The following is a 12,279-nucleotide window of genomic DNA, read 5'->3' on the forward strand; positions in this document are numbered from 1 at the left end:
ACCAGGAGCACTGCTGGCCATGACGGTCGGCCTCACGAGCGCCGCGCTCGTCGCGAGCGCGGCCGTGATCCCGGCCTCGGCCCAGCCCGTCGCCACGACACCGACGAGCACGGCGGTCGCCTCGAGCGTGGCTCCCACGGCCGGGTCCGTCGCGGCCGCGACGGCCACCGCTCCCGTGCGTGTGCTCGTGTTCCACGGCGCGCCCGACGAGCAGACCGACCCGGTCGTCGCCGCGACCGCGGCGCTGACCGAGCTGGGTGCCGCCAACGGGTTCGACGTCGAGGCGACGTCCGACCCCGCGATGCTCAGCGAGGCGACGCTCGGCGAGTACCGCGGCGTCGTCATGCTCTCCTCGGAGGGCATCGAGCTGAGCGGCGAGCAGGAGGCCGCGCTCCAGGCGTACATCAACAAGGGCGGTGGCTTCCTCGGCGTGCGCGACGCCGCGCGCGCCCAGGAGGCGTCGAAGTGGTTCGAGGGCCTCGTCGGCGCCCGGATCAAGGGCGCGACGATGACGGCGGAGAAGGTCGCCGAGGCGACCGGCACCGGCCGCAGCCCGGCCGCCGAGACCCCGGCGAAGGCCGTCGACGGCGACCCCAACACCAAGTGGCTGACGTTCGCCCGCACGGGCCAGCTCACGCTGCGCATGGAGCAGCCCGTCGCGGTCGTGAAGTACGGCATCACGTCGGCGAACGACTCCGCGGGCCGCGACCCGAAGAACTGGAAGCTGCAGGGCTCGACCGACGGCCAGACGTGGGTCGACCTCGACACGCGCACCGACGAGGACTTCCCGCAGCGCTTCCAGCCGCGCACGTTCGACGTCGAGAACGAGACCGAGTACGGCTGGTACCGGCTGGACGTCACCGCCAACTCGGGCGACGCCGAGGTCCAGCTCGCCGAGCTCTCGATCTTCGGCCCCGACTCCGTCGAGCAGCCCGACCCGGAGATCCCGCTCGAGGAGCGCACGGTCGACCTGGTCGACCGCCAGCACCCCGCGACGGCGGACCTCCCGCTCACGTGGGACCGCGAGGACAGGTGGCTGGACTGGGCCGACGACCCGACCGGTGACGTGCACACGGTCGCGACGCTCGAGCCCGGCCCCGACGCCGGCCCGACGACCAACCCGTTCCAGCCCCTCTCCTGGTGCCGCGACTACGACGGCGGCCGCTCGTTCTTCACCGGCATGGGCGGCACGCCCGAGAGCTGGGCGGACGAGACGTTCCGCGAGCACCTGCTCGGTGCGCTCCAGTGGACGACGGGCGTGGTGCGCGGCGACTGCCAGGCCACCATCGCGTCGAACTACAAGGCCGAGCGCCTGTCCAAGGTGAACACGGCGGGCACGCTGGACCAGAACGGCGAGCAGCACGGCCTGACGATCGCGCCCGACGGCACGGTCTTCTACATCGGCCGTGGCGCGTGCGCCACCGGCCCGATCGTCCCGTGGAGCGACCCGAACGTGGGCCTCGGCTGCGGCACGATCCACCAGTGGGACCCGGAGACGGGTGAGGCGAAGCTGCTCACGACGCTCGACGTCATGGGCAACCGTGGCAGCGGCGACGAGCTCGTGAAGAACGAGGAGGGGCTGCTCGGCATCGTGCCCGACCCCGACTTCGCGACGAACCACTGGCTCTACGTGTACTGGATGCCGCACGAGAACATCGATCGTGAGCGTCGCGTCGGCTACCGGACCGTCTCGCGGTTCACCTACGACCCCGCGACCCCGACGATCGACCAGAGCACGCGGGTCGACCTGCTCGAGTGGGAGACGCAGATCCACAGCTGCTGCCACGCGGGCGGCGGCATGGCGTTCGACAGCAAGGGCAACCTCTACATCGGCTCGGGCGACAACAACTCGTCCGGCGGGTCGAACGGCTACTCCGGCAACAACTGGACGCAGGAGTACGCGGGGATCAGCTTCCAGGACGCGCGCCGCACGTCGGGCAACACGAACGACCTCAACGGCAAGATCCTGCGGATCCACCCCGAGGACGACGGCACGTACACGATCCCGGACGACAACCTGTTCCCGGTGGGCGAGTACCCCGCGGACAAGACGCGTCCCGAGATCTACGTCATGGGCGTGCGCAACATCTCGCGCCTCCAGATCGACCCCGACACGGACTGGCTGACCGCGGCCTGGGTGGGCCCGGACGCCGGCAGCCCGAACCCCGAGCTCGGCCCGGCCAAGTACGAGACCGCGACGATCATCACGTCCGCGGGCAACCAGGGCTGGCCGTACTGCATGGGCAACAAGCAGCCGTACCGTGACCGGAGCAACGAGGACGCGAGCGTCCTCACCGGCTGGTACGACTGCGACAACCCGAAGAACACGTCGCCGCGCAACACGGGTCTCGTCGACCTGCCGCCGGTGCGCGACAACATGATCTGGTACTCGCCCTCGGGCGGCGGGCCGGTGTTCCCGGACCGCGGCAACGGCATCCCGACGTACGAGGACGACGAGGCGACCTACACCATCCCGTGGCTGCGGGGCGGCGGCCAGGCCGTCATGTCCGGCCCGACCTACCGCGCGTCGCAGGTGGACCCCGAGTCCGACGTCGCCTGGCCGTCGTACTGGGAGGGCAAGTGGTTCATCGGCGACCAGTCGAACTCGAACAACCGCGTCGCGGTGACGGTCGACCCGGAGAACCTGGACGCGCCCGTGTTCATGGAGGACCTCCGCCAGATCATCCCGGGCGGTCGCGGTGACGGGCTGCTCCAGAGCTGGATGGACGCGAAGTTCGGTCCGGACGGCGCGCTGTACCTGGTCGACTACGCGGGCGGCTTCTTCAGCCTCGACCCGAACCAGAAGCTCATGCGGATCACGTACCAGGGCGGGGCTCCGACCCCGGCTCCGGCGGCGTCCGCGACGAGCATCCAGGGCGACCCGCTGACGGTGCAGTTCACCGGCGCGCGTTCCGGTGGCGTCTCCTACCTCTGGGAGTTCGGCGACGGCTCGACCTCGCGTCAGGCCAACCCGAAGCACAAGTACCCGCGCGTCAAGAACTACGAGGCCAAGCTGACCGTCACGTACGCCGACGGCTCGAAGGCCACGGTCACGACCGACGGCTCGCCGTCGTGCACCCTGCCCGACGAGCGCGAGACCGTGTTCTTCGGCGACGTGGACTCCACGGTCGAGAACCGCGACCTGGGCGCGTGCAACATCGCCGACCTGTTCCAGGACGAGAAGGAGTGGCGCACCCACGCCCGGTTCCTGGCGCACGTCGAGTCGGTGGCGAAGAGCCTGTACGACGACAGCCGCATCAGCGACCGCGAGCGTGCTCGCCTCGTCGACGCGGCGGCCCGGTCCCAGATCGGCGCGTACCCCGGTGGGTACCGCACGATCTTCGACGGCACCGAGGCGTCGCTGTACGACTGGTTCCAGGCACCGGGCGGGAAGTTCACGCTCGAGCCGGGCGGGTCGATCCGCTCGCAGGGCGGGCTCGGCATGCTCTGGTACGCGGGCGAGGAGCTCGGTGACTTCTCCGTCAAGCTCCTCTACCGCGACGTCTCGGCGGGTGACCACTACGCGAACGCGGGCGTGTTCACCCGGTTCCCGAACCCGAACGAGCCTGGCGACGTCGAGTGCGCCGAGGGTCAGTCCCCGGCGTGGGTCGCGATCTCGTGCGGTCACGAGATCCAGATCTACGACGGTCCGACGGGCGAGCCCCAGAAGACCGGCTCGGTCTACAACTTCGACCCGCTCGGCCTGAACACCGGCGGCGAGAAGCCCAAGGGCGAGTGGAACGAGTACGAGATCCGGGTGGTCGGGCAGCAGTACACGATCATCCGCAACGGCGTCGTCATCAACGAGTGGGAGAACTCGCCGGGACAGCAGTCGTCCCGGGCCGGCGACCCGCCCACGGACCTGCGCCAGTTCGACAGCGGGTTCATCGGGCTCCAGAACCACGGGAACGCGGACCTCATCGAGTTCCGTGACATCCGGGTGGCGGACCTGTAGCACCGCCGGGCGGGGACGGCCGAGCCGGCCGTCCCCGCCGAGCCCGGGGCCGCCGTCGTGCAGCACGACGGCGGCCCTCGGGGCGGGCCGCACGGCCCGCCCGACCCGCTCCCGACCAGCCCGACCAGCCCGACAGACCCCCCAGAAACCCCGGAGGAGTGCACCCTCATGGAACGACGTACCAGTCCCGGCGGCTCCCGCCGCCGCGGCCCGCGGCGGTTCCTCGCCGCCACGGTCGCCGGACTCACCGCGACGACGGTCCTCACCGTCGCCCCGGCCTCGGCGACCCCCACCGCACCGGCGACGGCGTCGTCCGCCGTCGTGTCCGCCGCCGACGCCACCGTCGCCGCCGAGCAGGTCCTCACCTGGACCGCGGACAACAGCGTGACCGACTACAAGGCCTTCCCCGCGACGGCCGAGGCCGGCCCCGCGACGATCGTCTTCGAGAACAGCATGGCGACCGGCAGCACGTTCGGCATGAGCCACACGCTCACGTTCGACACGTCGTCGCCGGGCTACAACCACGACGTGAACCTCAACATCCTCGCGAGCCCGTTCGACGCGAACGGCGGGCGGCACGAGGCCCAGGTGACCCTCACGCCCGGCAAGTACCGCTACTTCTGCGCGATCCCCGGGCACGGGGAGATGTGGGGCGAGCTCGTCGTGACCGACGGCGGCGGGGGCGAGGACACCACGGCACCGTCCGTGACCGCTCTGGTCACCGGCGAGCAGGACGGCGACGGCGCCTACGTGGGCGGTGCGACCGTGACGCTCGACGCGACCGACGACGACTCCGGCGTGGCCGGGGTCGAGTACGACCTCGACGGCGCGGGCTGGCAGGCGTACACCGAGCCGTTCGTCGTCGACGCGGTCGGTGCGCACACCCTCCAGTTCCGCGCGACCGACGCGGCGGGCAACACCTCCGAGGCCCAGACCGCGGAGTTCACCGTCGTCGAGGGCGACGTCGAGGAGGACACCACCGCCCCGACCGTCGAGCCCATGCTCATGGGCCAGCAGGACGAGAACGGCGCCTACATCGGTACGGCGGCCTTCATGCTCCACGCCGCGGACGAGGGGTCGGGCGTCGCGTCGGTCGAGTACCAGGTCGACGGCGGCGCGTGGCTGCCCTACACGACGACCGTGCCCTTCACCGACCTCGGCGAGCACACCGTCTCCTACCGCGCGACCGACGTCGCGGGCAACGTGTCCGAGGTCGGCTCCGTGACCTTCACGGTCGTCGAGGGCGGCGAGCAGGACACGACCGCCCCGACCGTGACCGCCGAGGTCACGGGGGAGCAGGACGACAACGGTGCGTTCGTCGGCTCCGCCACGGCGACGCTCACCGCGACGGACGACGCGTCCGGCGTGGAGAGCGTCGAGTACGACCTCGACGGCGCCGGCTGGGCCCCGTACACCGAGCCCATCGTGGTCGACGAGCCCGGCGAGCACACGCTCGTCTACCGGGCCACCGACGCCGCGGGCAACGTGTCCGAGGACACCGTCACGGAGTTCGTCGTCGTCGCCGACGCCGGCGAGGACACGACGGCCCCGGTCGTCGCGAACGAGCTCAGCGGCACGCAGGACGAGAACGGTGCCTACGTGGGCTCCGCGTCCGTGCTCCTCACCGCGACCGACGAGGGGTCGGGCGTGGCGTCCGTCGAGTACGACCTCGACGGCGCGGGCTGGACCGAGTACACCGAGGCCGTGGCCGTCGACGAGCCCGGCAGGCACACGCTCGCCTACCGCGCGACCGACGCCGCGGGCAACGTCAGCGAGCCCGCGACCGTCACGTTCGACGTCGTGGCGGGCCAGGGTGGCGACACCGTCGCACCGACGGTCGACCACCGCGTGATGGGTGGCGCGAAGAACGAGGAGGGCGAGTACCTGTCCAACGTGTTCGTCCGCCTCCTCGCCAAGGACGCCGACTCGGGCGTCGCGTCGGTCGAGTACCAGGTCGACGGCGGCGCGTGGACCGCGTACTCCGGCCAGATCTCGGTGCGGACCCCCGGGTCGCACACCGTGACCTACCGCGCGACGGACGTCGCGGGCAACGTCTCGGCCCCGAAGACGGTCACGTTCGTCATCGCGGGCGGCGAGGAGCCGGGCGACACCGACGGCCCCGTCGTCACGGCGGGCGTCAGCGGCAGCCGCACGCGCGACGGCGACTTCGTCGCGAGCGCGCGCGTCACGCTCACGGCGGTCGACGAGGAGTCCGGCGTCGACCGCATCGAGTTCCAGGCGAACGACGGCGCGTGGCAGCGCTACGCGGCCCCGGTCGCGTTCGCGGCCGACGGTCAGCACGTGGTCCGCTACCGCGCGGTCGACGGCGTCGGCAACGTCACGACCGGCGAGGTCACGTTCACGGTCCTGCAGCTCGTCCGCGACCGCTGCGTCGGGTCGGACATCCGTCCGACGGTGATCATCGACGGCCACGACAGCACGGTGCAGAACTACGACGACGGCACCGGCTGCACGGTCAACGACCACGTCGCCGAGAACGACGAGTACGCCACGCACCGCGAGTTCGTGGACCACGTGAGCCTCGTGACCGAGGACCTCGTCCTCGACGGCGTCCTCGACGACGCCGAGCGCGAGCTCGTCATCACGGCGGCCGAGCTGTCCGACATCGGCCGCCGCTGACCGCCACCTGACGGTCCGACCGAACCAGTCCGATCGACGACGGCCCGGACCCGCACCTCCCAGGTGCGGGCCGGGCCGTCGTCGTGCTAGGCCCACCCGGGGCCGCCGCCCGCCCACCTCGCGCCCCCCGCCCCCCTCCCGCGCCGAACACGACGTGAGGGTCGTTCTGGGCGGCTTAGCGACGCTCATGTCGTGCTCGACGGCGGGTGAGGTCGTGGTCGGAGGGCTGGCTTGAGGCAGCAGGCGGCGGGCGGCCGACGTCGGCGCCCGGCTCAGGCGGGCGCGTCGCCGTAGACCGGGCGCGCGAACGCGAGGACGATGCCCACCCCGCCGCGCTGCGCGAGGCGGGCGCGGTCCTCGGGGTGGTCCAGCAGGTGCCGCAGGACGCGGGCGACCGCCTCGGCGTCCGCGACGTCGACCGTGTCCGGGTCCGGCCCGTTCGCCGGGCGGACCTGGAGCAGGTCCTCGCCCTCGGCGTGCCGGGCCCGCGCGCCGTCGCGCAGCTCGACCCGGAGGGTCGGGCGTCGCTCGCCCTCCAGCACCCGCACCCCCGCGACGTCGTCCCACCGCACGACGACGCGTGCCGGCTCCGGCCCGACGGGCAGCTCGATCTCGTGCGGGCGCAGGACGACCGACTGCTTCGACGGCCCGCGCACGTACATCACCAGCCCGGTGCCGAAGCCGAGGACCATGAAGCAGGAGACCGCCGCCGCGACCCCCTCCTCCTGGAGCAGCAGCCAGACGACGAACCACACCGACCCGCCGAACAGCACGACCAGGATGAGCAGGACGGCCAGGTAGTCGGCGACGGGCGTCAGGCGCTCGCGGCCGCGAACCCCGCCGCGCACCGCGGTCCACACCATGCTCGGCCGATGCGGGGGACGGGGCGGACGGCTGCTCACGGGGACAGTCTGCCGGGCCCCCGGGCCGGTGCCGAACACGACATCGATGTCGTTCTCGGGCTCGGAACGACACGGATGTCGTGCTCGACGGCGGGCGACGTCGTGGTCGACGGCGGGGCAGGGGTGGGCCCGACGACGCGCGCCCGGCCGACTGGGTGCGCCGCCGACGCCGGGCGTCCGGTCGGTCAGGACCCGCCGAGCAGCATCCGCTTCGCCGCGGCGAACTCGTCGTCGGTCAGGGCGGCGGACGCGTGCAGGCCCGCGAGCTCCGAGAGCGCCGCCGCGATCCCGTGCTGCACGGTGACCTCGGGAGTGCCCCCGTCGCGGGTCGTCCTTGTCGTGGTGGTCGTGGTGGTCGACGACGTCGAGGACGCCGTGCCCGGCGTGGGTGAGCCCCAGACCGGCGCGTCCCCAGGGGTGGTCGGGGTCCCCGTGCTCGCGGAGTCGGCGACCGTGGAATCGGTGACGGACGCGTCGGTGACGGTGGCGGACGCGGCGGCCCGTGCGGCGTCGTGCAGGGCGCGCGTGCGGTCGCGGCGCGCCTGCACCACGACCCGCTCCCCGGGCAGGCGCCACACGACCACCGGGTCGCCGGGCTGCGGGACCTCCGACGGGAGCAGGTTCGTCACCGGCGCGAGGCGCGTGACCGTCGTCGTGAGCGCCCCGTGCCGCACGCGGACCACGCACTGCGCGACCCCGCCCGAGTCCGTGCGGTCGGTGACCGACGCCGTGACGACCCCTGCCTCGCGGACGGCGGCCTTCCGGTCACGGTGGTACTGAGCGTAGAGCGGGGCGTCGTCGCGCGACCGCCGCAGCGAGCGCGCGTACCCGGCCCAGAGCGGGCCGAGGAACACCCACGGGAAGATCGTCCACACGACGTTCCAGAACCACGGGAAGAAGCCGTCGTGGTCCCACGCGTTGACCGTGACGAGCCAGACGAAGCCCCCGGACAGCAGCACGAGCAGCACGCCGTTGCGGATCTTCCTCCCGACGCTCGACGGCGGGTCCAGGAGGCCGTCGGGCGTGCGCGGCAGGTCGTCGACGGACTCGTCGTTGCCCACCAACCGCAGGATGGCCCTGGGGTCGGCGACCTTGCGCGCGAGAGCGGCGGACGGCGGGAGGGGCGGTTCGTCGTGCCGGGGGTCCGGGAAGGACGCCCTCGTGGTGTGGTCAGACATCATCCTGATCCTACGAGCGACCGCTGTCAGCTTCCCGCCGACCATGGGTCGACGATCGTCTGGCGCCGGACATGGTCGACGACACCCATGGTCGGCGGTCGATGGCCGCGTGCTCGGCCTCGAGCACCGTCACGATGCGTGGCAGGGTGGCGGCATGACGACGCTCGCCCAGGTCCGCGCGGCCGCGCTCGCCCTGCCCGAGGTGGCAGAGGGGGACGCGGCCGCCGGGACCGTGTCCTTCGTGGTGCGCGGGCGACGGTTCGCGGCGGCGACGCGGGACGCCGTCGTGCAGCTCCGCCTCGCGGACGACGACGTCGCGCGCGTGCTCGCCGAGCACCTCACCGCGCGCAGGTGGACGCGCGGCGACCATCTGCTCGGCGCGAGCGTGCCGCTCGCCGACCTCGACGGTCAGCAGGCCAACCACTGGGTGCGGCGCGCATGGTTCGCCCGTGCGCCGCAACGGCTCGGGGCTGCTCTCGTCGCCGCGGATTCCGCGGAGCCGGGGTCCGTCGGCGACCTCCCCGCTGCCATCGGCCGCCCGGCGACGCGTGCGCTCGCCGGTGCGGGCATCGTCTCGTTGTCCGACGTCGCGCCGCTCAGTGATCGGGAGCTGCTCGCCCTGCACGGGGTCGGGCCACGTGCCGTACGGATCCTGCGCGAGGTGCTCGCGGCGCGCTGACCGGCCGTGGTGCCTGCGGGAGGGCTCGCGCGTCGCCCTCGGCTGTCCGAGCGCGGGTCTCAGCGAGCGATCGTCACGGTGATGCTTGCCTCGCGGGCTGTCGCGAGCAGCGCGTCGACGCCGAACGCCTGGACCGGGCCGAGCGCTCCGGTGCCGCGGGCATCTCCCAGTGCGGCGTGGGCGGCGCCCCACGCGAGGAAGTGCGCAGTGAGGTCGTAGGCGTCGGGTCCGTCGAGCCGGGCGCGGCGCAGGACGTCCCCGGACACGCTGCGCGCGACCGCGAGGACGTGGGTGCGTGACGCCGCCCGGGCGGCCGCGTCCGGGCCGCCGCTCGAGCCGGCGCGCGACCGTGCGAACCGGCGCAGCGCGCCGCCCAGCCCGGGGACGCGCAGAGCGCCGGTCGCGATCGCGGTCGCCACGGGCGCGAACCGCACCGCGGGGCTGGTCACGCCCAGCGCGACCTCGACGTCGCGCAGACCAGGCGCGAGAGGCGGCAGCGTGAACGGCTCGGTGCCGCCGGCCGTGATGCCCCGCACGCGGCGCCCCGCGCCGAGGTCGAACGCGACGACGCGAGCCGCGACGCGCTCGGCCCGCAGGTGTCCGTCGCGCCAGGCGTACGAGGGTTCCAGCACGGTCTCGAGCGCGCTCGCGCGGGTCCCGCCGCTCACGCCGCCGCCGGTGGGGAAGTAGCCGATCTCCAGGCGCGCGGCGTCCGCTCCCTCGTCCTGGAGCGCGAGCGCGCCGGCGAGGTTGCCCGGCACCCAGTCGTGGCCGAACGCCGTGAGCAGCGCCGCGCCCGTGCGCCCGGCGCGCGGGCCGAGCTCGTCGAACACGCGCCGGATGAACGCCGGCTCGCCCGTCGAGTCGAGGTAGACGGCGCGCGCGTCGATCGCGGCCTCGACCGCCGGGCCGCCGTGCCGGACGAACGGGCCCACCGTCGAGACGAGCACGTCGCCCGACTCGATCAGCGCCCGCACGGTCCGCGGGTCGTCGACGTCCGCGACCGCGGTCTCGAGCGGCGGTGGGGCGGGGGAGTCCGACGTCGGACGCCCGGCACCGGGGGTGCCCGTGGGCTCGGCGCGGTGGCGGGGTGCCGCCGACGGTGCGCTCGCGGAAAGGTCGGCGGCGAGCGCGTCCAGGCGGTCCTGGGACCGCCCCGCGAGGACCGGCCGTGCTCCACGCGCCACGAGCTCGTGCGCGACGAGCGTGCCCGTGTAGCCCGTCGCGCCGAGGAGCACGATGCGGCCCGTCGACGTCGGGGAGGTCGGGGCGTCGGTCATGGGGTCGCCTCTCGCCGGAACCAGGGATCTCGCGAGACTACGGAGCGTTGCCGGGGCTCGCGCGTCGGCGGTGGTGCCGCTCCCTGCCCGTGCTCGGCGGCGGGTGGCGTGGTGTCCTGGCGGTATGGACTCGGAGCCCGACGGCGGACAGCCACCCGCGGGCGGGCTGCCCGAGGGCGGCGAGGCGCCCCAGGGTGACGGGCGGTCAGACGGCGGTGGGGCGTCCGACGGCGGTGGGCGGCGCGACGGCGGTGGACCGTCCGGCGGCGGCGGACAGGCCGACGGGCCTCGGCCAGGGCTGGTGGGCGTGCTGTGGTGCGTCGTCGTGATCGTGGTGGTGTTCGTGATCGGTGTGGCGATGGGCATGCTCGACGGCCGTTGACCACGCTCGCAGGGGCATGTGCATGAAATGAGCGATCGAGGGTATTGCGCATGTGCAGTTACTGCGCATAGTCTTTGGCGTATGACCTCCGACCCGCAGCGACCCTCGCGACCCCGCCTGGACGCGGCGCGCACAGCGCTCGACGAGGCGGCCGCCGCTGAGCCGGGCACCGCCGTCGAGCCGCTCGCCCGCGCCCGGGCCCTGCTCGACGTCGCGCTCGACGAGGCGATGGCCGAGGCGCTGCTCGCCGGGTCGTCCATGCGGTCCGTCGCCGAGGCGGCGGGCGTCGCCCCGAACACCGTGCCTCCGCGTCTCGCGCGGACCCCGGCGCTCGCGGGCTACTCCAGCCCCGACGGACGCGTCTCGGCCGAGGGCGTGACGCGCGCCCGCTACGACCGCGAGCGGGGCACCCCGCCGCCCGAGCCGACGACCGCCGTCGAACCGCTGAGGTTCCGCCGCCGCACCTGACCTGCCACGCCGTCCGTCCAGCAGCACGACGAAGGGAACCGCCATGCCTGACCAGACCCTCACGCACCTCGCCATGCTGCTCGACCGGTCCGGGTCCATGCAGACCATCAAGCAGGCCACCGAGCAGGGCTTCGACCTGTTCCTCGCCGAGCAGCGCGACGCGCCCGGCCGGTGCACGGTCACCCTCGCGCAGTTCGACAACGAGTACGAGGAGGTCTACACCGACCTCGACGTGCGCGAGGTCCCGCCGCTCGACCTGCGACCGCGCGGCATGACGGCGCTGCTCGACTCGATCGGGCGACTCGTCCAGACCACCGCGCTGCGCATCGCCCAGCTCCCCGAGGACCAGCGGCCCGGCGCCGTGATCGTCGGGATCATGACCGACGGCCTCGAGAACGCCTCCAAGGAGTACACGCACGCCGCGATCAAGGCGCTCGTCACCGAGCGCGAGGAGCAGTTCGGCTGGACGTTCCTCTACATGGGCGCCAACCAGGACGCGATCGAGGTCGGCGCGTCGCTCGGCGTGAAGCGCGAGCGGTCGCTCACGTACGACACGGCCAACGTCGACCAGGCGTACGCCGCGACGTCGCGCAGCATGGCCGGGATGCGCACGGCCATGGCCGCGGGCGCGCCGCCCGCTGCGGCGCGCGACCAGCACGCCGTGTACACGGAGGCGGACCGAGCCGCGGCTGGTGGCTCAGAGCCGCGCCCTCGACCCAGCACGCAGTCTCGGGGTGCAGGTGGTCCCGCGGTCGAGGCATCCGGCGCTCACCAGGCCCGGCCGTAGTCCGAGTA

At 73.4% G+C, this 12,279-nt stretch carries 9 protein-coding genes; 6 read left to right on the plus strand and 3 right to left on the minus strand.

All coding sequences use genetic code 11. The features are described 5' to 3' along the window. Positions 1-19 precede the first annotated feature (19 nt). The gene (locus tag FB00_RS02195; protein WP_082140868.1) at positions 20-3,955 is read left to right on the plus strand and encodes a ThuA domain-containing protein; all 3,936 of its coding nucleotides are present in this window, start codon (positions 20-22) and stop codon (positions 3,953-3,955) included. Between the two features lie 168 nt (positions 3,956-4,123). Next, positions 4,124-6,595, plus strand: coding sequence for a chitobiase/beta-hexosaminidase C-terminal domain-containing protein (locus tag FB00_RS02200; protein WP_047231125.1), 2,472 nt, complete (start codon positions 4,124-4,126; stop codon positions 6,593-6,595). Between the two features lie 272 nt (positions 6,596-6,867). Here the strand turns inward: FB00_RS02200 and FB00_RS02205 are convergent, their stop codons facing one another. Beyond that, positions 6,868-7,497 carry a glycosyltransferase gene (locus FB00_RS02205; RefSeq protein WP_156186264.1) on the minus strand — a complete coding sequence of 210 codons (630 nt, stop codon included), beginning with the start codon at positions 7,495-7,497 and terminating at the stop codon, positions 6,868-6,870. Between the two features lie 185 nt (positions 7,498-7,682). Further along, positions 7,683-8,675, minus strand: a complete 993-nt coding sequence (locus FB00_RS02210; protein WP_156186265.1) for a hypothetical protein — start codon at positions 8,673-8,675, stop codon at positions 7,683-7,685. A gap of 154 nt (positions 8,676-8,829) precedes the next feature. Between FB00_RS02210 and FB00_RS02215 the strand changes: the two genes are divergently transcribed. After that, entirely contained in the window at positions 8,830-9,354 is a 525-nt protein-coding gene (locus FB00_RS02215) for a hypothetical protein (RefSeq protein WP_047231307.1), read from the plus strand. 59 nt (positions 9,355-9,413) lie between these two features. On the opposite strand, the gene FB00_RS02220 is transcribed toward FB00_RS02215, so the two are convergent. After that, a complete protein-coding gene (locus FB00_RS02220; protein WP_047231128.1) occupies positions 9,414-10,634 on the minus strand; it encodes a saccharopine dehydrogenase family protein in 1,221 nt (406 codons plus the stop codon). 124 nt (positions 10,635-10,758) lie between these two features. On the opposite strand from FB00_RS02220, the gene FB00_RS21900 reads away from it, so the two are divergent. The 3 genes from FB00_RS21900 (at position 10,759) to FB00_RS02230 (ending at position 12,271) form a co-directional block, all read left to right on the plus strand. Then, positions 10,759-11,016, plus strand: a complete 258-nt coding sequence (locus FB00_RS21900) for a hypothetical protein (protein ID WP_156186266.1) — start codon at positions 10,759-10,761, stop codon at positions 11,014-11,016. Between the two features lie 81 nt (positions 11,017-11,097). Beyond that, positions 11,098-11,484 (plus strand): hypothetical protein, encoded by a 387-nt coding sequence (locus FB00_RS02225; RefSeq protein WP_047231129.1) that lies wholly within the window; start codon positions 11,098-11,100, stop codon positions 11,482-11,484. 43 nt (positions 11,485-11,527) lie between these two features. After that, positions 11,528-12,271, plus strand: coding sequence for a VWA domain-containing protein (locus tag FB00_RS02230; RefSeq protein WP_197088716.1), 744 nt, complete (start codon positions 11,528-11,530; stop codon positions 12,269-12,271). Positions 12,272-12,279 lie beyond the last annotated feature (8 nt).

The sequence above is a fragment of the Cellulosimicrobium funkei genome, assembly GCF_001019615.1.
In the GTDB taxonomy this organism is placed as follows: domain Bacteria; phylum Actinomycetota; class Actinomycetes; order Actinomycetales; family Cellulomonadaceae; genus Cellulosimicrobium; species Cellulosimicrobium cellulans_E.

Excerpts from the sequence above, each read along its gene's own strand:
- FB00_RS02210 (WP_156186265.1), bottom strand. The coding sequence starts at position 8,675 with ATGTCTGACCACACCACGAGGGCGTCCTTCCCGGACCCCCGGCACGAC.
- FB00_RS02220 (WP_047231128.1), bottom strand. The coding sequence starts at position 10,634 with ATGACCGACGCCCCGACCTCCCCGACGTCGACGGGCCGCATCGTGCTC.
- FB00_RS02195 (WP_082140868.1), top strand. The coding sequence starts at position 20 with ATGACGGTCGGCCTCACGAGCGCCGCGCTCGTCGCGAGCGCGGCCGTG.
- FB00_RS02225 (WP_047231129.1), top strand. The coding sequence starts at position 11,098 with ATGACCTCCGACCCGCAGCGACCCTCGCGACCCCGCCTGGACGCGGCG.
- FB00_RS02200 (WP_047231125.1), top strand. The coding sequence starts at position 4,124 with ATGGAACGACGTACCAGTCCCGGCGGCTCCCGCCGCCGCGGCCCGCGG.
- FB00_RS02215 (WP_047231307.1), top strand. The coding sequence starts at position 8,830 with ATGACGACGCTCGCCCAGGTCCGCGCGGCCGCGCTCGCCCTGCCCGAG.
- FB00_RS21900 (WP_156186266.1), top strand. The coding sequence starts at position 10,759 with ATGGACTCGGAGCCCGACGGCGGACAGCCACCCGCGGGCGGGCTGCCC.
- FB00_RS02230 (WP_197088716.1), top strand. The coding sequence starts at position 11,528 with ATGCCTGACCAGACCCTCACGCACCTCGCCATGCTGCTCGACCGGTCC.